Here is a 20,398-nt window from a genome sequence, read left to right on the forward strand (position 1 = left end):
CTGGGCATGAACAACTTAGTCAGAATAACCGCCATCGCAGGCTTACTGCTGGCGGGCTCTAGTTTTGCAAATGAAAACATTACGCGTGTTGAGCAGATCCCTCAGCTACATCAGGAGCCTCAACATGCTACCGTTAGCGACCGGGTGGCCTCACGTTTCCTGCGTTCGCATTATCGCCAGTTTATGCTGGATGCGCAGTTTTCTGAGAAAATTTTTAACCGCTACCTCAACATGCTGGACTACAGCCACAACGTGCTGTTGGCCTCTGATGTGGCGCAATTTGCCGGGCAAAAAGCCCAGTTGGGTGACGCGCTGAAATCCGGTCAACTGGACGTTCCGTACGCGTTATATAATCTGGCGCAGAAGCGTCGGTTTGAGCGTTTTCAATATGCGCTGTCGCTGCTGGATAAACCGGTCGATCTGACGGGCAATGACACGTTTGAGCTTGATCGCAGCAAAGCCCCTTGGCCGCAGAACGTCGGTGAGCTTAACCGCCTGTGGGATGCCAAGGTAAAATATGACTGGCTCAGCCTGAAGCTGACCGGTAAAGATGATAAAGACATCAAAGAGACGCTAACCAAGCGTTACCAGTTTGCGATTCGCCGCTTGGCGCAGAGCAACAGCGAAGATGTTTTCCAACTCGTTATGAACGCCTTTGCGCGTGAAATCGACCCGCATACCAGCTATCTGTCACCGCGTAACACCGAGCAATTCAATACCGAAATGAGCCTGTCGCTCGAAGGGATTGGTGCGGTGCTGCAGATGGATGACGACTACACCATGATTAATTCCATGGTGCCCGGTGGGCCGGCAGCGAAAAGCAAAAACATTACCGTGGGTGACCGTGTCGTTGGCGTAGGCCAAAGCGGCAAGCCGATGGTCGATGTTATCGGCTGGCGTCTGGATGATGTGGTCGCGCTAATTAAAGGGCCAAAAGGCAGCAAGGTGCGTCTGGAAATTCTGCCCGCAGGCAAAGGGACGAAAACCCGTATTGTCACGCTGACGCGCGAACGTATCCGTCTTGAAGATCGTGCGGTCAAAATGTCCGTCAAGACGGTCGGCAAAGACAAAGTCGGCGTGCTGGATATCCCCGGCTTCTATGTCGGCCTAACGGATGACGTAAAAGTTCAGCTTCAGAAGCTGGAAAAACAGAACGTCAGCAGCATTGTGATTGACTTACGTACTAACGGCGGCGGTGCGCTGACGGAAGCGGTAGGGCTTTCCGGCCTGTTTATTCCTAGTGGCCCCGTCGTTCAGGTACGCGATAATAATGGCAAAGTGCGTGAAGACAGCGACACCGACGGCATTGTGTATTACAAAGGCCCGCTGGTGGTACTGGTAGACCGCTTTAGTGCTTCCGCTTCCGAGATCTTTGCGGCGGCGATGCAGGATTATGGTCGTGCCTTGATCGTGGGTGAACCGACGTTTGGTAAAGGCACCGTGCAGCAGTATCGCTCGCTGAATCGGATTTACGATCAGATGCTGCGTCCCGACTGGCCAGCGCTGGGTTCCGTGCAATACACGATTCAGAAGTTCTATCGCATTGACGGCGGCAGTACTCAGATGAAAGGCGTGACGCCTGACGTGATGATGCCCACCGGTACGGAAACGGTAGATACCGGCGAGAAGTTTGAAGATAACGCGCTACCGTGGGACAGCATCAAAGCGGCTAACTATACGAAGAGTGGCGATCTGAAAGCGCTGATTAGCACACTGAATGAGCATCATCAGGAGCGTATCGCTAAAGATCCTGAGTTCCAGTACGTCGCGCAAGATATTGCCCGCTACAACGCGCTGAAGGATAAGCGCAACATCGTGTCGCTCAATCTTGCTCAGCGCGAGAAAGAGAATGACGATGATGAAGCGATGCGTCTGAAGCGGATTAACGATCGACTGGCGAGAGAAGGTAAGAAACCGCTCAAAGCGCTGGAAGATTTGCCGAAAGATTATCAGGCTCCCGATCCTTATCTGGATGAAACGGTGAAAATCGCTCACGATTTAGCGCAGGAACAGAAAGACTGATACGCTAAAATCGCCCTGATTGTCTGAGATCGTCAAGCGCCCTGTGGGTTATCCAACAGGGCGCTTTTTTTTGAAGATAATCGTTGTTTTCACAGCAGTACTGCGTTGAATACGGCAGGATATGTATTGTAGTAAATGGCGATTAACGAATCTTGGTGGGTGAACAGCCAAAACGGGTTTTAAACTGTTCGGAAAAACGCGCCGAGGATTTATATCCGCAGGCTTCAGCCAGACGTTGCATACTCCATGACGTCGTCTGCACCAGCATCATCGCGTGCTGCATTCGCGTCTCCAACAACAGCACTTCAAAACGCGTCTGCTCGGTGGATAGTCTCCGGCGCAGCGTAGCCTCGCTCATCGCCAGCCGTCGCCCCGCAGACTGTGCAGTCCAGTGATGTTCCGGTTCTTCACTGATAAGCGCACGCAGCTGTGTCGTAATGCCAGGCTGCGGCGGTGCGCCAAAATGGTATCCCCGTTCCGACAGCACCAGCAGCATATCCATCAGACGCAGTTCGAGGCGCGATTCACTGAGTGCATCGCTCGTAATACCCTCAACCAGATACTGTAATGTGCGGATAAGTTCGTCATCCAGTGCGAGGCATGTGAAAGGAGCAGGATGATGGACAGGAGCTAATTTTTCAGGATAGCGGTGATAAAACCGTGCCAAAAGCGTGGATGAAAACGTCAGAAAGACTGACCGGAAAACGGCATCATGACCGCCGGGCGTTTTCGTCAAATCGGCACTGGCATCAGGCGTAATCAGGCAAAGCTGAGACGGGGTATCGACAATCGTTGTGCCATTCTGTTCGAGAAGGGTCAAGTGGCCGGAGAGAACCAGCAGCAGCGTGGCTTCATAAAAATGAAAACGGGTTGTCTGCTGCGGCGTGCGCAAGTGCGGCTGAGCTAGCGCACACAGGCCATACCGCTGTAGCGGCTGGCCTGACGGCAATGTCCAGTCCGCCTCACGAAGAGGCGGAGTCGCTGAGCGTAATACGGTCACGTTTGTAGCCTGTCATTCTTATCACGCGTCATTTTCATCACTTATTATGAATCACAACAAGGCTGGGTTCAGCGTATACAGCCCGGTGAGTTTGGCTTCCGCTAATACAGGGGCGTTGGCGAGTGCAGCACGGGCATTCGCCCCGTTAAGCTCACCCTCGATCGCTAAAGACGGCGTTGCGAGAGCGTAAAGCGTGAAAATGTAGTGATGAACCCGCGCATCGTTCCACGGCGGGCAAGGGCCATCATAGCCATAGTAGGTGCCTTTCATCTGCTCGTCTGTGGCAAACCAGGCGGTGTAATCATTAATGCCGTGTCTGAGGCCTGTTGGTGCATCCGGGCCTGCTTTCCCACGTGGGGTAATCGTATTGGAATGCGAAGCGGCGGGAATCTCACTGACGTTGGCTGGAATATCCAACAATAGCCAGTGGTAGAAATCGACACGTGGCAGAGACGCGCTAACCTCACGACCTTCCTGATTCACATCGTCACCACGGCTGGGGACATCCGGGTCGTGGCAGATCAACACGAAAGACTGCGTCCCTTCGGGCGCGCCGTGCCAGGCAAGATGAGGATTGTGGTTAGAAGACAGTGCAATGTGGCTATTTGCGTCCGGTACGGCAAAGGCAAACTCGCCCGGGATAGTGCCGCCGTCCTGAAAACTGTGGCTGGAGAGTTGTAGCATGGTGGTGCTCCTTATCGTGATTCCGGTGGGTGTGGCATCATTATAGAAGAAGCGGAGCACAATTATTTTCCTAATGCCGTCAGGATAATGCTTTTAGCTGTCAATTTGAGGGGGTGAGATGCTGTGAGGCAATGTGAAAAAACGGCTTCCGATAAGGGAAGCCGTTATGACGTAGTTGGTGTGTATCGCGATAGCGCGTGCGACTAACGACCCGCTTTTAGCTGCTGGAAGTAGGTTTCATACAGCGCGCTGGCGCTGCCAACGTCGTTCTGCCATTCGCCTTTTGCGATGGTGTCATCATCCGGGTACAGCGTTTTGTCCCCTGAAACCTCCGCTGGCAGTCGTTTTTTCGCTGCCAGATTTGGCGTCGGATAGCCGATCGTTTCCGCAACCTGTGCCGCCACTTCCGGGCGCAGCAGGAAATCGATCAGCTTCATCGCGCCGTCAACGTTTTTGGCATTGGCCGGAATCGCCAGACTGTCCATCCAGAAGATGCCGCCTTCTTTAGGCCAGATGACGTCCAACGGTGTGCCTGCCTGACGCGCCACGTAGGCAGAGCCGTTCCACACCATACCCAGATTGACTTCGCCTTCGATAAACGGGTTGCCGGGGTTGTCTGAGTTGAACGTCAGCACATTCGGCATCAGCGCTTGCAGCTCTTTATACGCGGCCTCAATTTCTTTCGGATCGGTGGTATTCGCGGAATAACCCAGCTTACGCAGGGCAATTTGGAATACCTCGCGCGCATCGTCCGTCAGCAGCAGGCTGTTTTTATACTTCGTATCCCATAGGTCGGCCCAGCGGGTGACGCTGGCGGGGTCAATCACTTCATGATTAACACCAATTGCCGTCGCGCCCCAGATATAGGGAATCGAGTAGTCATTGTTCGGATCGAAGGACTTGTGCAGCAGGTTCGGATCGAGATTATGGAAGTTGCTGAGCTTGCTGGTATCAATCTTTTGCAGCATGCCTTCTTTGCTCATCTTGGAGATGAAATAGGTTGATGGCACGACCAGATCGTAGGCACCGTCTTTATAGGTTTTCAGCTTGGCATACATACTCTCGTTGGATTCATAGGTGGAGTAAATCACCTTGATGCCCGTTTCTTTAGTGAACTGTTCCAACAGACCCGGCGGCACGTATTCGGTCCAGTTATAGAAATAGAGCGTTTTGCCGTCGTTAGCATTGGCGGTACTGATGCCAAATGCCAGCGCACAGGCTGCCAGTAGGTGTGGCCACTTTTTCATTATGTTTACCTCTTTACGAGTCCCAAAGGAAATACCCACCTGGAATAGGTTCTTACAGGCAGATATGAAAAAACCGATATTCATCGTGCTTGCCGCCACCTTATTTTCCGGTGCGGTCGCGTAAAATCAGCTGACTACTGAGCACTAGCACGAGCGACAGAATGAGTAAAATTGTCGCCAACGCGTTGACTTCAGGGGAGACGCCAACCTTCACCATCGAGTAAATCTTCAACGGCAGAATTTCATACGCGGGGCCGGTGACAAACGAGGACACCACCACGTCATCCATCGACAGCGTAAAGCTGAGTAGCCAACTGGCTGCCACCGCGGGCATCGCCAGCGGCAGAATGATTTTGCGCAGAATAATCACTTCGCTGGCACCCAAATCGCGCGCGGCTTCCAGCATCCGCACGTCAAAACCTTTCAGGCGCGAATAGACGGTCACCACCACAAACGGCAGGCAGAACGTGATGTGGGAAAACAGCAGCGACCAGAATCCGAGCGAGATGCCCAGCAGCATGAAGAGCACCAGCAGTGAGATCGCCATCACGATATCCGGCGACATCATCACCACGAACAGCATGCCGCCGACAAAAGGTTTGCCGCGAAAGCGGTAGCGATACAGCGCAACGGCGGTTAGGGAACCAATTAGCGTAGCGAACGTTGCAGAAAAAACGGCCATCGTCAGCGAATGCTGTGCGGCCTGAAGCAGGCTGTCATTGTTCATCAGCAGCCGATACCAGTCCAGCGTAAATCCCTGCCAGTTGATGCCAAAGCGCGCCTGATTAAAGGAGTTCACGATCAGAATAATGATCGGGATGTACAGGTAAGCGTAAATGATGGACATAAATCCACCGCGGATTAAGCGTCCGGTCATTCCAGCTCTCCCTTTTTGTTCAGCAGGCGGGCTGTGCGGTAGTAGATAAACAGCAGCACACCCATGACCAGCGTCAGGCAGATACTGGTCGCGGCACCAAACGGCCAATCGCGGATATTGAGGAACTGGCTTTTAATGACGTTACCGATCAGCAGATTCTTGGCTCCGCCCATCAGGTCGGCCACGAAAAACAGTCCCATGGCGGGCAGCAGCACCAGCAGGCAGCCAGCGATAATCCCCGGCATGGTCAGCGGGATTACCACGCGAGTAAAGGTTTGCCACTTATTGGCACCCAGATCGCGGGCGGCTTCCAGGTAGGATTTATCGAGCTTCTCAATGCTGGAATAGAGCGGCAGCACCATGAAAGGCAGCAGGATGTAAATCAGGCCGAGAATCACGGCTTCGGAGGTGTACATGATCCGCAGCGGCGTATCAATCAGGCCAGTCCAGAGCAGGAATTCATTCAGGTGGCCGCGCGTACTCAGAAAAATTTTCAGCCCGTAAATGCGGATCAGTGAGTTGGTCCAAAACGGCACAATCAGCAGAAACAGCATCAGCGGCTGAATTTTTTTCGGTAAGCGCGCCAGAATAAAAGCAAACGGATAGCCCAGCAGCAGACAGCAGAGCGTGGCGATAACGGCCATGTTCAGCGAATGCAGCAAGACTGAAGCATAAAGCGGATCGACCAATCGCGTATAGTTTTCCAGCGTAAAGACCAGACTGACGAAATGTGTGTCGTCGCGTGTCAGAAAGCTGGTTGCGATGATCATCAGGTTGGGCAGGAAAACGAATAGCACCAGCCAGGCAACGATGAGTGTGATAATGATGTTTTGAAAGCGTTTACGCGACTTCTTCATCGTGCAGGACAACCTCCCAGCTTTCCACCCAGGTGACGTCGACTTTCTGGTTGAGTGAATGATCGAAGTCGGGATCGTCTTCGTTAAAGAACTCGCTGACCATGACCATCTTGCCGTTTTCCAACTCGATGTTGGATTCCAGCGTCATGCCTTTATAGTTGCGCTCGCGCACGTAACCCACCATCCCTTCCGCCTGCATACCGTCGGCCAGTTCTTCGACGCGTAAATCTTCTGGTCGCAGCAGCACGTTGAGGTGTTGGCCGACGGTGACCGGAAAGCTTGCGGTGATAACGCACTCATGGCCTTCGACCTGAGCGCGCACCCGCTGTTCGTCCAACGGCTCCAGCACGATGGCATCAAAGATATTGATTTCACCGATAAAGCTGGCGACGAATAGGTTTTTCGGCTCTTCGTAGATTTCACGCGGTGTTCCGTCTTGCTCAATACGTCCGTCGCGCATCACCACGATACGGTCGGACATGGTCAGCGCTTCTTCCTGATCGTGCGTGACGAAAATAAAGGTGATGCCCAGCTTACGTTGCAGCGCCTTCAGTTCGTTCTGCATCTGCTTACGCAGTTTATAATCGAGCGCGGACAGGGATTCATCCAGTAGCAGAACTTTTGGCTGATTGACGACGGCGCGGGCGATGGCAACGCGCTGTTGCTGACCGCCGGACAACTGGTGCGGGCGGCGCTGTGCCAGTTCCTCCAACTGCACCATTTTCAACGCGTCAATCACGCGTGGCGCAATCTCTGCGGCGGGCGTTTTCTGCATGCGCAGGCCAAACGCCACGTTCTCAAACACGCTGAGGTGAGGAAACAGGGCATAGCTTTGAAATACGGTATTAATGTGTCGCTGCTCGGCGGGCTGGTGGGTGATGTCCTGCTCTTCCAGCATGACATTGCCGCTATCGACCGTTTCCAGACCGGCAATCAGACGCAGTACGGTGGTTTTGCCGCAGCCGGATGGGCCAAGTATCGTGAGAAACTCACCGTTATTAATGGTGAGATTAAAATGTGAAATGATGTCTTTGCCATCAAAGCCTTTATGGACGTTGAGCAATTCAACGACCGGCACAGTCAGGGAGTTTTCTTTCATTAAGATCTAGCTCTATATTCCTGATTTGGCCGACCAACGGTATTGCCGTTGCATCGTACCAAGGGTTATCACCTTTCAGACAGCGTGCGCAGTTAAGGGCGGCATTTTACGGGAAACGTTGCTTAACGCCAACTTGTGTGGCCCTACGTCTGGCCAATTGGTGGTGATTCAGCCAATGAATTTACGTATATGTTTCCTGATTGTTACCTGATTGGGGCGCTCTTCGTGATGGAGGCGCCGCTTTTTGGCCTGAATTCTGATCTGACAGTTTGTTAAATCGGAAAAAAACTGACCTGACGCAATATCTACCGGGGTAGCCCTATCCATAATGCCTTTCAGGGTTCAGGGGGCATAAATAAGATGGATAAATTACTCGACAGATTTTTGAACTACGTTTCATTTGATACACAGTCTAAATCCGGCGTTCGGCAGGTGCCGAGCACCGACGGTCAACTGAAGCTGGCGCGTGCGTTGCAGCAAGAATTGCTCGATCTGGGATTTGAACAGGTTGTACTCAGCAAGCAGGGCTGCCTGATGGCGACGCTTCCGGCTAACGTTGCCTGGCCCGTTCCGGCAATCGGCTTTATTTCTCATATGGATACATCACCGGATTTTAGCGGCAAGAATGTTAATCCGCAGATTCTGGAAAACTACCGCGGCGGCGATATTGCCTTAGGCGTGGGGGATGAAGTGCTGTCACCCGTAATGTTCCCGGTGCTGCACCAGCTACTGGGGCACACGCTGATTACCACCGATGGCAAAACGCTGCTGGGAGCGGATGATAAAGCGGGGATTGCGGAAATTATGACCGCGCTGGTGCGCCTGAAAAAAAGCCATCTCCCGCACGGCGATATTCGCGTTGCCTTTACACCTGATGAAGAAATTGGCAAGGGCGCTCAGTTTTTTGATGTGAAAGCGTTTAACGCACAGTGGGCCTATACCGTGGACGGCGGCGGTGTTGGCGAACTGGAGTATGAGAATTTTAACGCCGCGTCGGTTCAGGTGAAAATTGTGGGCAACAATGTGCATCCCGGTAGCGCCAAAGGCGTGATGGTTAATGCACTGACGCTCGCTTCTCGCTATCACCAGCAGGTGCCAGAGAGCCAATCACCGGAGCAAACGGACGGCTATCAGGGGTTCTACCACCTTCACAGCATGAAAGGCTCTGTAGAGCGTGCAGATTTGCATTACATCGTTCGGGATTTTGACCGCAACGGCTTTGAACTGCGTAAACAAACCATGCTGGATATTGCGGAAAAGGTCGGCGCAGGGCTGCACCCGGATTGCTACATTGAAGTCACGATTACCGATACCTACTACAACATGCGTGAGCAGGTTGAGCAGCATCCGCACATTATTGCGCTGGCGCAGCAGGCGATGCGGGATTGCGATATTGAACCGAATATGAAACCGATTCGCGGTGGCACTGACGGCGCACACCTGTCATTTCAGGGGTTACCGTGCCCGAACCTGTTTACCGGCGGCTACAACTATCATGGCAAACATGAGTTTGTCACGCTCGAAGGCATGGAAAAGGCGGTTTCTGTGATTATGCGCATTGCTGAATTGACGGCGCTGCGTGCGAAGCCGTAATAGCTTCTATCCTGAAGAGATGAATAAGGCGGGAAATTCCCGCCTTATTATTGTGTTAACGATTATTCAGACTTGGCCTTAATCCGCGAAGTACCAGTAGCCGCTGTTGATCAGCACGGTGAGTTGCGCGAGGAAGGAAGGATCTTCCAGTGCAACGCCCAACTGTTCCGCATCAATCGTCGTGTGCTCAGCTAATGCAAACAGCGCCGCCTTGTGCGTGCTGTTCACTTTCTCACCGTTAACGAAGCAACTATCCCCAACGCAGATGACCCGCAGGCCACCTAAACGACGCAGTGGCTCACCCTGTTGCAGATATTCATACACTTCGCCAGCCTGATAAGGTGGCTCCGGCGGTGAGAGATCGAGCTCATGGCGGGACTGGGAAATAAACTCACCAAACCAGTTCTGAAAATGCTCCGGCTGTTGTACCAAATCCAGCATCATTTTTTGCAGTGCATCCAGCTCTTGCGGTAGCACGCTGGCGATATGCTCACGAGAGGGAATCTCGGGATCGCTGTAGCGATGGCTGCCGAGCTCACGGGAAAGCACATAGTCCGCAAAGCCGCTGACTAGCTCGCGTGCATTTGGCGCCCGGAACCCCACCGAGTAATTCAGCGAGTTCTCCAGCGAATAGCCTTCGTGTGGGAAACCCGGTGGAATATAAATGATATCGCCCGGTTCCAACTCTTCATCAATAATCGCGTCAAATGGCTCGACCTGTAGCAGGTCTGGGTGCGGACAGTGCTGTTTCATCGGTATTTTTTCACCGATGCGCCAGCGGCGACGTCCCGTACCCTGAATGATGAACACATCATACTGATCCAGATGCGGCCCTACGCCACCGCCGGGAACGGAAAATGAAATCATCAAATCATCAGTACGCCAGTCTGGCAGTTGTCGAAATGGCTGCATCAAGGCAGAGGAGGGCTCATGCCAGTGATCGACGGCCTGTACCAGCAGCGACCAGTTGCTTTCCCCCAGATGATCGTAGCTCTCGAAAGGACCGTGGCTGACTTGCCAGCGCCCGTTTTGATGGCTGACCAGACGGCTATCGACCTCGTTTTCCAACGCCAGACCGGCGAGTTCGTCAGGTGAAATCGGATCGATGAAATGCGTGAAGCCGCCTTTAATCAGGAGCGGGCGCTTTTGCCAGTAGTTCGCTAAAAAATCCTGCCAATCGAGATTGAGTTGATAGTCCATACTGTTTTCCAGAAACTCGTTTTTGAGGAAATGACTGTTCTTGAAGACATGATTTTTCTTGAAATAATCAGTATTTTAAAACAATCCGCATTGTGGCAATAAGTTTATACTCTAAATAATTCGAGTTTCATGCAGGCGGCAAGAGAAGGACAAATTCGTCAGGAACGAATTTGACCAGCCAACGGCTGGCCTTCGGTGAGAGACAGGATGTCTCTCATTTCATCCCGATGAGCTTACTTAAGTAAGTGATTCGGGTGAGCGAACGTAGCCAACGTACATGCAACTTGAAGTATGACGAGTATAGCGGAAGCATCGCGCGCTGTACTGCCTTTCACCCCTCATTCTGGCTCAGGTTCTGGCGGGAGAAAATGGCTTCGACTCGGGCACCGCCCAGTGTGCTGTCGCTGATGAGGATCTCACCCTGATACTGTTCGATAATTTCGACGGCGACGGCAAGGCCGATACCTTGCCCGGGGCGCATGCGATCGGCGCGCTGGCCGCGCAGAAAAATCATTTCGCGCTTACTCTCGTGGATGCCAGGGCCGTCGTCATCGACAATCAGATGCAGCTTGTGGTCGGAGTATTGCACGCTAATCTCGACAAACTCCAGACAGTACTTACAGGCGTTATCAAGAATATTGCCCATCACTTCCATAAAGTCATTCTTCTCACCGACGAAGGTCAGTTCGGGCGGAATATCGAGCGTCAGCACCACGCCTTTGCGTTGATACACCTTGTTCAGCGCGGAACACAGGCCATCCAGCAGCGCCGGAACCGAGTGCACTTCGCGTATCAGTAAATTATGTTCGGAGCGTACGCTGGCGCGATGCAGGTAATAGCCAATCTGCTGCGAGATGCGGCTGATCTGGGCCAGCATAATAGGCTCAGCCTGATCGATAGTGATTTCTTTACCGGTACGCAGCGCGCGTAATGTGGTCTGCAAGACGGCCAGCGGTGTTTTCAAACTGTGAGTGAGGTCGGTGAGCGTCGTGCGGTACTTATGGTAGCGCTGGCGTTCATTATTCAGCAGGATATTCAGGTTTTTCACCAGACTGAACAACTCGCGCGGCGGATTTTCATCCAACTGTTCGCGCGTGCCTTTTTCCAGCTCGGCGATCTGTTTTACCAAATGCTGAATAGGACGCAGGCTCCAGTGGGCGCCCAGCCACAACAGAGGAAGCACCAGCAGCAGGTTGGCGATCAGAACATAGCTGAACCACTCCCACACGACGTCTTCCTGCTGGAGCTCCTGTGGAATGCGATCGACGACAACAATCGTGATGGAAGGGAGATGCTCGGTCTTAGGATAAACGTTAACGGCGATGGAATGCGTTAACGCATTGCTGTGTGCGCCATTCAGCGCTCGCAGACTGCCCAGTAACAAGGTATTGCCCGTTAATACCGCGCTGCTGGTATCGGTGTCGGTATCCAATTCATGATAGGCCGTCTTATTCAGCCATTCCGGATTGATCAGCGCTTCCAGCTCGGGAACGTGCTTTTCGCGCCAGAGCATGTTGCCATGCTCATCGTATATCAACACCAGTGTGGGAAAGTTGATATCAACGTCGGGCGGCGTGATGATGTTCAGTTGGTTATCGCGCCACTGTGCAAGGCTGTAGTAGAGGTTACTCTCGCCGCGTAGCAAGCGGAATGAAGTTTTATCAAAGTTGACGCTGTAGCCGATAATGGCGACGACGCCATAGGCTAGCGACAACGCCAGCACAATGGCCGCTGTCGCGAGTAAAAAACGAATACGAAGCGAGAAGGGCAGCTTCTTATCACTCATACTGAGCCTGACGGCGTATCAATATCAAAACGATATCCTTGTCCACGCACGGTCGTGATCACATCCGGCGCGTCTGCCTGCTGAATTTTCTTACGCAGTCGCCCCATCAGCACGTCAATAGTATGACTTTCCCGCAATTCTGCATCCGGGTACAGCTGTAGCATCAGCGACTCTTTGCTGACGACTTTTCCTTTGTTGCGAATCAGCGTCTCGATAATGGTGTATTCGAACGCGGTGAGCTTGATAGGCGATCCGTGGATCACCAGCTCGCGGCGTGATAGGTCGATCTCAAAGGGCGGCAGGCTGATGACCTGCGATGCCAGCCCGCTGTTGCGTCGCATCAGCGCTTGCAAGCGCGCAACAACCTCTTCCATATGGAACGGTTTTGTCACGTAATCGTCCGCCCCGGCTTCCAGCACGGCAACTTTGTCCTGCCAGCCTTCACGGGCCGTCAGCACCAGAATCGGGAGTTTGACCTGATGCGCGCGCCAGCGACGGATCATGCTCATGCCATCTTCATCGGGTAACCCGAGATCGACAATGGCGATGTCCGGCATATTCTCATGCAGAAAATAATCCGCTTCTTTGGCGTCAGACACGGCGTCAACCTGATGCCCCATTTCGTTCATCTGAACGGTTAAATGGTGGCGCAATAATACATTATCTTCAACGACCAGAATCCGCATCGTTATATCCTCTGTCGAATAGATAGGGCCATATTTATGGAAATATTTTTATGTATCCTATCTTTCATCTGCCACGTATGTCGCTCCCGCGTATCAACATTATACGCAGAGAACGTTATTTATTTTATTTGTTAAATTATCCACAGGGAGAATAAACCGGGTTTAAACGGGCTGGAAATGCTTGGTCTTATACAAAATTGGCGGGCAGGGCGCCCGCCAGAGAGAGGTCACGTTCGGGTTTGAGAACGCTTATTTCAGGTCATCGACCATTGCGATAGCGCGGCCGATGTAGTTGGCTGGTGTCATGGCCTTCAGACGCGTTTTTTCCGCTTCCGGTAATGCCAGACCATCGATAAATTCCTGAATACCCGCGGCATCGACGCGTTTACCGCGCGTCAGCTCTTTCAATTTCTCGTACGGCTTTTCAATCCCGTAACGGCGCATGACCGTTTGGATCGGTTCTGCCAACACTTCCCAGTTGTGATCCAGTTCGTCAGCCAGACGATCGCGGTTCACTTCCAGTTTGCTGATGCCTTTCATCGTGGCCTGATACGCAATCAGCGCATAGCCAACGCCGACGCCCAGATTACGCAGCACGGTCGAGTCAGTGAGGTCACGCTGCCAGCGAGAAACTGGCAGTTTGCTGGCCAGATGCGCCAAAACGGCGTTCGCCAGACCCAGGTTGCCTTCTGAGTTTTCGAAGTCAATCGGGTTCACTTTATGCGGCATGGTGGAGGAACCGATTTCACCTGCAATAGTTTTCTGTTTGAAGTGATTTAGCGCGATGTAGCCCCAGATATCACGGTCAAAGTCGATCAAAATTGTGTTGAAACGCGCGATGCAATCGAACAGCTCGGCGATGTAATCGTGCGGCTCGATCTGCGTGGTGTACGGGTTCCAGTTGATGCCCAGCGAGGTGACAAAGCTTTCGCTGAACTGGTGCCAGTCTACTTCCGGGTAGGCAGCCAGATGAGCGTTATAGTTACCGACTGCGCCATTAATTTTGCCCAGAATCTCAACCTGTTGCAGTTGACGATATTGGCGTTCCATACGGTACGCCACGTTAGCGAACTCTTTACCGATGGTGGATGGCGTGGCGGGTTGACCGTGTGTGCGGGAAAGCAGCGGGATATCGCGGTATTCCTGCGCCAGCGTTTTCAGCGCATCAATGATTTGACGCCAGTGCGGCAGGATGACGTCGCGGCGAGCAGAATCCAGCATCAGCGCATGAGACAGGTTGTTGATATCTTCTGACGTACAGGCGAAGTGGATGAATTCGTTGACGGCGTGCAGTGCTGGAATCGCGGCAACTTTCTCTTTCAGAAAGTACTCAACGGCTTTCACGTCGTGGTTGGTTGTACGCTCGATGGTTTTAATGCGGGCCGCATCTTCTTCGCTGAATTCGGCGACAATTTTATCAAGGAAAGCGTTTGCGTCAGCGTCAAATGCAGGAACTTCCTGGATCTCTGCACAGGCTGCCAGTTTTTGCAGCCAACGTACTTCAACCTGCACACGGAATTTCAGCAAACCGAATTCACTGAAAATGGTGCGCAACGTGCTGACTTTATCGCCGTAGCGTCCATCAATAGGGGAAACGGCGGTCAGTGAGGATAATTCCATCGCAAGCAACTCCTGAGATTGGTTTCAATAACGATTAATTTCAATAAAACAATGAATTTAAATAACAACAACCGGTTTTGTGACGCTGGCGTTAATCACACCAGCGTCAGCGATAGCGGCAAGAATACCATCAAACGGATGGGCAACGCGCCAATATCTGTTTCGCTTCTTTGACCAACTGGCCGCGTGAAAACATCAACTGCAAGCGCCCGCCGCCAATTTGCTGCCAGAGCACCGCAGAGCGGATACCAGCTAGCAGCGCAGCGCGCACTTTCGCCTGCACCTGACTGTTTTTCAGCACTTCCGGTGAACCGGTAACCTGAATACGTGGCCCCAGCGTACTGATAACATCCACATAAATCGCCGCCAGTGCGCTCACAATCGTTTCGGAAAGCAGGTCAAAATGCTCCAACTGGCGCTCTAACTGCCCGATGCGTTTACCCAATTCGTCAAGCGCGGCGGGTTTCGCTTTCAGTTTGCGCTCTAGCGCAATCAGGCTGAAAGCATAGCGTGACAATTCCGCGCCCGCGCCTTTATTACTGCTGGTGTTCAGAATGCCTAACAGCGTTTCCACCCCAACTTTCAGGTTTTGCTCGTCATTGCCGTAAACGGCCAGTGTGGACGCCGGATTAAGGTTCAACACGCTGTTCAGCGAGGTATGCAGCACATCGTTATTACAGTGACCCGTATGGGCCAACTGCTGGACGACATGCGCTGATTGACAAATGCCCGCTAACGCCAGCGTAATCTCATAATAATTCTTAGCCACGGTTACTCCTGTAAGCGTTCTTCAATGATGCCGCCGCCAAGGCACACGTCGTCCAGATAAAAAACGGCAGATTGGCCCGGCGTCACGGCTGCAACGGGCTCATCAAAACGCACGGTAATGCGATCGTCGCCAAGTGGCGTGACGGTGCAGGGGATGTCCGCCTGACGATAGCGGGTTTTCACCGTACAACGTAATTCAGCGGTGAGCGGCTGACGGTCAACCCAATGCAACTGCTGTGCGATTAAGCCGTACGACATCAGGCGAGGGTGTTCGTGGCCCTGCGCGACATACAAAATATTGTTGGCGACATCTTTATCCACCACGTACCAGGGATCTTCGCCGCCGTCTTTGACGCCGCCGATGCCCAAGCCTTTACGCTGCCCCAGCGTGTGGTACATCAGCCCCTGATGTTGCCCCATCGGCTTGTTGTCGTCGACGGACAGAATCGGACCCGGCTGTGCAGGCAGGTAACGTGCTAGAAAATCAGTGAATTTTCGCTCGCCGATAAAGCAGATACCGGTAGAGTCTTTCTTCTTCGCGGTTGCCAGCTCGAGCGCTTCGGCGATCTTACGCACCTGCGGTTTTTCCAGCTCGCCGACAGGGAACAGACTTTGTGCGATCTGCTCGTGGCTCAGCGTATAAAGAAAATAGCTCTGGTCTTTGTTGCCGTCCATGCCGCGCAGCAAACGGCTTTTGCCGTCAACGTCATGACGACGAACATAGTGGCCTGTTGCGATATAATCTGCACCGAGATCCTCGGCAGCGAATTCCAGGAAGGCTTTGAATTTGATTTCTTTATTGCACAGGATATCGGGATTGGGGGTACGGCCCGCTTTGTATTCTTCAAGGAAGAGTTCAAACACGTTGTCCCAATATTCAGCGGCAAAGTTGACGGTATGCAACTCGATACCCAGCTTGTCGCAAACGGCCTGCGCATCGGCGAGGTCAGTGGCTGCTGAGCAATATTCCGTGTCGTCGTCCTCTTCCCAGTTCTTCATGAACAGGCCTTCAACATGATAGCCCTGTTGCTGTAACAGGTAAGCGGAAACGGAGGAATCAACACCGCCGGACATACCGACAATCACTTTTTTCTGGCTGTTATCTGACATGGAAGTCTCACGAACTGAAATTTACTGACGCATTGATGCGAAAAACAAGCGGCATATTTTAGCATGTTGAACCGCGGGCTGCATCGCTATTCCTGCTGTGCGGTGGCTCGCTCGCGCATGGCAGGAATAGCAGAATGCCTAGAACGGCCAGTTGAACGCGCCCAGTACCGTTAACGGATAGCGTTCTGGCTGCTGATAGCAGCGGATGCTTTCAGCCACCAGCGGCGAACGAAGCTGGTGAGAATGCAGAATTTCCTCTGCGGTCAGCCAGCGGCAGCATTCGATATCGCTGTCGTGCGGCTGGGTTGCGACCCGCTCAGGCAGATCGAGTGCGAAGCAAAAGCGTAAAAATGGCGTGCTGTCGGGCGCGATCCATTGGTGCAGACGTAAGAAACTCTGTGGCGTGGCCTGAATACCGGTTTCTTCCCATAGCTCACGGCTTGCCGCCTGAATCAGCGTTTCGTCCGCTTCCAGATGGCCCGCTGGCTGGTTCCACAATAATTTATCGTTAATCAACTCTTCGACGACCAGAAAATGGTTTTCGGCCTGTACCACACAGGCGACTGTCACATGAGGCTTAAACATCCGCTATCTCCTTCCATTCTCCGGGTAACAGGTTTTCTACCGTCTGATTGGCCATGCCGTATCGGATCAGACGCAAGGTAGGATAACCGATATTCGCCGTCATACGACGGACTTGCCGATTACGACCTTCATACAGCGTGATTTTTAGCCAGCAGTCAGGAATGCTTTTACGTTCGCGTATGGGCGGATTACGCGGCCACAGCCAGCTGGGTTCCGGGACGATTTCCGCCCCTGCGGGCAGCGTTTTGCCGTCATTCAGATCCAGACCTGTACGAAAGCGCGTCAGCGCGGCATCGTCAGGAATACCTTCGACCTGAACATAGTAAATTTTGGCTGTTTTTTGCGTTGGCTGGGTGAGGCGAGCCTGAAGTTTGCCGTCATTGGTCAGAATCATCAGACCTTCGCTGTCGCGATCCAGACGACCGGCGGCATAAATACCGCCAACCGGAATGTAGTCTTTTAGCGTACGGCGCCCGGCTTCATCAGTGAATTGTGGCAGGACATCGAAGGGTTTATTGAACAAAACGATGCGGCGCGGCGCGTTGTCAGGCTGCCTTTTTCTTGCCTGCTGTGAGCTGAATCGTTTAACTTTGTGATTTTTAACAGGGAATTTATTCATCATCTTTATAGTCGCGGAAAACAAAAGCATTATACTCGAAATGGTTTGCGATTGGCGCGGGCTAAATATTCAAGTAGTATTGACACGCATCTTACAAGTCATTAACAAAATTGCGCTCGAAGGAGAGGTTAATGGAAAGCAAAGTAGTTGTACCGACAGAAGGTCAGAAAATCACAGTTGATGCTCAAGGCAAACTGGTTGTTCCAAACAATCCGGTTATTCCTTTTATCGAAGGTGACGGCATTGGTATCGATGTAACGCCTGCCATGATCAACGTCGTTGACGCCGCTGTGAAGAAAGCCTATCAGGGCAAGCGCGCGATTTCCTGGATGGAAATCTATACCGGTGAAAAATCCACGCAGGTTTACGGTAAAGATGTCTGGCTGCCAGACGAAACGCTGGATTTGATCCGTGAATACCGTGTGGCGATTAAGGGCCCGCTGACAACGCCAGTCGGTGGTGGTATTCGTTCTCTGAACGTTGCACTGCGTCAACAGTTGGATCTGTATGTTTGCCTGCGTCCGGTACGCTACTACGAAGGTACACCTAGCCCGGTTAAACAGCCTGAGCTGACCGACATGGTGATCTTCCGCGAAAACGCCGAAGACATTTATGCAGGTATCGAGTGGAAAGCGGGTTCTGCTGAAGCAGACAAAGTGATCAAATTCCTGCGTGAAGAAATGGGCGTTAACAAAATCCGTTTCCCTGAGCAGTGTGGTATCGGCGTGAAGCCGTGTTCCGAAGAAGGCACCAAACGTCTGGTTCGCGCCGCAATCGAATACGCGATTACCAACGATCGTGATTCCGTCACGCTGGTGCACAAAGGCAACATCATGAAATTCACCGAAGGCGCGTTCAAAGACTGGGGATACCAGTTGGCGCGTGAAGAATTCGGCGGTGAGCTGATCGATGGCGGCCCGTGGGTGAAAATCAAGAACCCGAACACCGGTAAAGAGATCGTAGTAAAAGACGTAATCGCCGATGCGTTCCTGCAACAGATCCTGCTGCGTCCTGCTGAATACGATGTTATCGCTTGTATGAACCTGAACGGTGACTACATTTCTGATGCCCTGGCGGCACAGGTTGGCGGTATCGGTATTGCCCCGGGTGCGAACATCGGTGACGAATGTGCACTGTTTGAAGCCACGCACGGAACAGCACCGAAATATGCGGGTCAGGACAAAGTGAACCCAGGCTCCGTGATTCTGTCTGCTGAAATGATGTTACGTCACCTGCAATGGTTCGAAGCGGCTGACCTGATTGTTAAAGGCGTTGAAGGCGCGATCAAGAACAAGACCGTGACTTACGATTTCGAACGTCTGATGGAAGGCGCTAAGCTACGGAAATGTAGTGAGTTTGCGCAAGACATCATCGACAACATGTAATCTGTTGTTAAGCACAGATGAATATCAGGGGCCAATTTGGCCCCTTTTTCTTTACGAATGACCAATGTTCTGTGCATTGGGAATGAGCCGGAAGTACATGTGTTCGGGAATCGGGCTGTCCCAGCCACCGATGTACATCGCAAAGCCGATCGTGCCGAAAAGAATACCGAGCACCAGCACCGTCATCGTAATACCGGACAGCGCAGTTTGTCGCCATAGCGGTTTGGTTGTTTCGCTGCCTTTTTCCTGCGAGCCGGAAGGTTTCGTCAGTGAGAAATGGAGCGTTGAAGCCACCGGGCAGGATTCGACGCAGGTCATACAGGCCGTGCATTCTGCCGTTCTCACCTGAATCAGCTTATCCACCGGAATGTTAGACGGACATGCCTTGGCGCACTTGCCGCAATCGATACAGCTGGTGGCGTTGCGACGGATCTTGAAGGGCGACAGCAGCGAAAATACCCCCATGAGCGCGCCGTAAGGGCAGAGGTAACGGCACCAGAAATGGCGGACAAACAGACTGGTGAACGTGAAGAGAAAGACGCAGACCAGTGTGATGGTGCCGATATTACGAAAGAAGCCGAGCATTTTAACATCGGCGATCAGGCCGTAGGGCGACATCAGGAACATATAAATGCCTTGTGCCGGCATTGATAAGGCGATGTAGAGAAAAAAACCTAATAACAGATATTTCAGGCTGCGCAGCGGAATATCCAGCCATTTTGGAAGAATGAAATGGCGGCCAACTATTTTTTTCCCCAACGCACCTACCCACTCGGAAATCGTGCCGATAGGACACAACCAGGAACAGAACGATTTCTTCAGCAACAGGCTAATAAGAATAAATGCGGCAAGTAATAGCATTGACGCAAGGTGAATAGGAGGGAAGTTACCTGTTTCCCATGTGAACTTAGCGTTCATCAACCCGGCAATTGGCAGCCAGCCTTCAATACCACCCGGTCTCGGCATATAAAGACTTGTGCCGCCGGTTTCAAAGTAGCGTACCCAAAAATAGAAGGTGATGCCGATATAAACGTTGAACGCCAGTAGAAGAATTTGTGTTGCTCTGCGCCAGCTCAGAGCATTGCGCCAGTCGTTCCAGAGACGTTTTCCTCCGGTGGTGCCAGGACGGCGTTGCCACCGTTTTCTTGCTTTCTCACTCATTGCTCTCAATTGCCCCCATTTATTTTTTTCACTCGGCGCTTTCAACGCACCGAAGGGATCGTGGGGCAACGTTATCATGCTCTTAGCGGTCAAAAATTG

At 52.4% G+C, this 20,398-nt stretch carries 18 protein-coding genes; 3 read left to right on the forward strand and 15 right to left on the reverse strand.

Annotated features, from left to right (window positions below; translation table 11 throughout):
* Nucleotides 1-6: 6 nt before the first annotated feature.
* Entirely contained in the window at nt 7-2,022 is a 2,016-nt protein-coding gene (prc, locus tag WCT94_RS16580) for a carboxy terminal-processing peptidase (RefSeq protein ID WP_336870454.1), read from the forward strand.
* A 142-nt stretch (nt 2,023-2,164) separates the two neighbouring features.
* On the opposite strand, the gene WCT94_RS16585 is transcribed toward prc, so the two are convergent.
* The 6 genes from WCT94_RS16585 to potA all read right to left on the reverse strand — a co-directional run bounded on the left by WCT94_RS16585 (nt 2,165) and on the right by potA (nt 7,786).
* Entirely contained in the window at nt 2,165-3,022 is an 858-nt protein-coding gene (locus WCT94_RS16585; protein WP_336870455.1) for a helix-turn-helix domain-containing protein, read from the reverse strand.
* A 51-nt stretch (nt 3,023-3,073) separates the two neighbouring features.
* The gene (locus tag WCT94_RS16590) at nt 3,074-3,706 is read right to left on the reverse strand and encodes a YbhB/YbcL family Raf kinase inhibitor-like protein (RefSeq protein WP_336870456.1); all 633 of its coding nucleotides are present in this window, start codon (nt 3,704-3,706) and stop codon (nt 3,074-3,076) included.
* A gap of 203 nt (nt 3,707-3,909) precedes the next feature.
* The gene (gene potD / locus WCT94_RS16595) at nt 3,910-4,953 is read right to left on the reverse strand and encodes a spermidine/putrescine ABC transporter substrate-binding protein PotD (RefSeq protein ID WP_336870457.1); all 1,044 of its coding nucleotides are present in this window, start codon (nt 4,951-4,953) and stop codon (nt 3,910-3,912) included.
* A gap of 100 nt (nt 4,954-5,053) precedes the next feature.
* On the reverse strand, nt 5,054-5,830 hold the full coding sequence (potC, locus tag WCT94_RS16600; RefSeq protein WP_011094002.1) for a spermidine/putrescine ABC transporter permease PotC: 777 nt from the start codon (nt 5,828-5,830) through the stop codon (nt 5,054-5,056).
* Nucleotides 5,827-6,687 (reverse strand): spermidine/putrescine ABC transporter permease PotB, encoded by an 861-nt coding sequence (potB, locus tag WCT94_RS16605; RefSeq protein WP_336870458.1) that lies wholly within the window; start codon nt 6,685-6,687, stop codon nt 5,827-5,829. The genes potC and potB overlap by 4 nt, the downstream gene beginning before the upstream one ends.
* On the reverse strand, nt 6,671-7,786 hold the full coding sequence (gene potA, locus WCT94_RS16610; RefSeq protein ID WP_336870460.1) for a spermidine/putrescine ABC transporter ATP-binding protein PotA: 1,116 nt from the start codon (nt 7,784-7,786) through the stop codon (nt 6,671-6,673). Before potA ends, potB begins: the two co-directional genes overlap by 17 nt.
* Nucleotides 7,787-8,146: 360 nt before the next feature.
* On the opposite strand from potA, the gene pepT reads away from it, so the two are divergent.
* Entirely contained in the window at nt 8,147-9,379 is a 1,233-nt protein-coding gene (gene pepT / locus WCT94_RS16615) for a peptidase T (RefSeq protein WP_336870462.1), read from the forward strand.
* A 78-nt stretch (nt 9,380-9,457) separates the two neighbouring features.
* Here pepT and WCT94_RS16620 read toward each other — a convergent pair whose 3' ends face one another.
* The 8 genes from WCT94_RS16620 to rluE all read right to left on the reverse strand — a co-directional run bounded on the left by WCT94_RS16620 (nt 9,458) and on the right by rluE (nt 17,753).
* Nucleotides 9,458-10,579 (reverse strand): ribosomal protein uL16 3-hydroxylase, encoded by a 1,122-nt coding sequence (locus tag WCT94_RS16620; RefSeq protein ID WP_336870464.1) that lies wholly within the window; start codon nt 10,577-10,579, stop codon nt 9,458-9,460.
* A gap of 331 nt (nt 10,580-10,910) precedes the next feature.
* A complete protein-coding gene (phoQ, locus tag WCT94_RS16625) occupies nt 10,911-12,365 on the reverse strand; it encodes a two-component system sensor histidine kinase PhoQ (protein WP_336870466.1) in 1,455 nt (484 codons plus the stop codon).
* Complete coding sequence (gene phoP, locus WCT94_RS16630; RefSeq protein WP_336870468.1) at nt 12,362-13,051, reverse strand: two-component system response regulator PhoP; 690 nt, start codon at nt 13,049-13,051, stop codon at nt 12,362-12,364. Before phoP ends, phoQ begins: the two co-directional genes overlap by 4 nt.
* A gap of 249 nt (nt 13,052-13,300) precedes the next feature.
* Nucleotides 13,301-14,671 carry an adenylosuccinate lyase gene (purB, locus tag WCT94_RS16635; RefSeq protein WP_015840110.1) on the reverse strand — a complete coding sequence of 457 codons (1,371 nt, stop codon included), beginning with the start codon at nt 14,669-14,671 and terminating at the stop codon, nt 13,301-13,303.
* Between the two features lie 130 nt (nt 14,672-14,801).
* On the reverse strand, nt 14,802-15,440 hold the full coding sequence (gene hflD / locus WCT94_RS16640) for a high frequency lysogenization protein HflD (RefSeq protein WP_336870469.1): 639 nt from the start codon (nt 15,438-15,440) through the stop codon (nt 14,802-14,804).
* A gap of 2 nt (nt 15,441-15,442) precedes the next feature.
* A complete protein-coding gene (gene mnmA, locus WCT94_RS16645; RefSeq protein ID WP_180741146.1) occupies nt 15,443-16,549 on the reverse strand; it encodes a tRNA 2-thiouridine(34) synthase MnmA in 1,107 nt (368 codons plus the stop codon).
* 138 nt (nt 16,550-16,687) lie between these two features.
* A complete protein-coding gene (locus WCT94_RS16650; RefSeq protein ID WP_336870471.1) occupies nt 16,688-17,134 on the reverse strand; it encodes an NUDIX hydrolase in 447 nt (148 codons plus the stop codon).
* Nucleotides 17,127-17,753 carry a 23S rRNA pseudouridine(2457) synthase RluE gene (rluE, locus tag WCT94_RS16655; protein ID WP_336870524.1) on the reverse strand — a complete coding sequence of 209 codons (627 nt, stop codon included), beginning with the start codon at nt 17,751-17,753 and terminating at the stop codon, nt 17,127-17,129. The genes WCT94_RS16650 and rluE overlap by 8 nt, the downstream gene beginning before the upstream one ends.
* A gap of 131 nt (nt 17,754-17,884) precedes the next feature.
* On the opposite strand from rluE, the gene icd reads away from it, so the two are divergent.
* Entirely contained in the window at nt 17,885-19,138 is a 1,254-nt protein-coding gene (gene icd / locus WCT94_RS16660) for an NADP-dependent isocitrate dehydrogenase (protein WP_015840115.1), read from the forward strand.
* Nucleotides 19,139-19,189: 51 nt separating this feature from the next.
* Here icd and WCT94_RS16665 read toward each other — a convergent pair whose 3' ends face one another.
* Nucleotides 19,190-20,299, reverse strand: coding sequence for a 4Fe-4S binding protein (locus WCT94_RS16665; protein WP_336870526.1), 1,110 nt, complete (start codon nt 20,297-20,299; stop codon nt 19,190-19,192).
* Nucleotides 20,300-20,398: the final 99 nt, after the last annotated feature.

Source organism: Pectobacterium sp. 1950-15 (assembly GCF_037136835.1).
GTDB lineage: Bacteria > Pseudomonadota > Gammaproteobacteria > Enterobacterales > Enterobacteriaceae > Pectobacterium.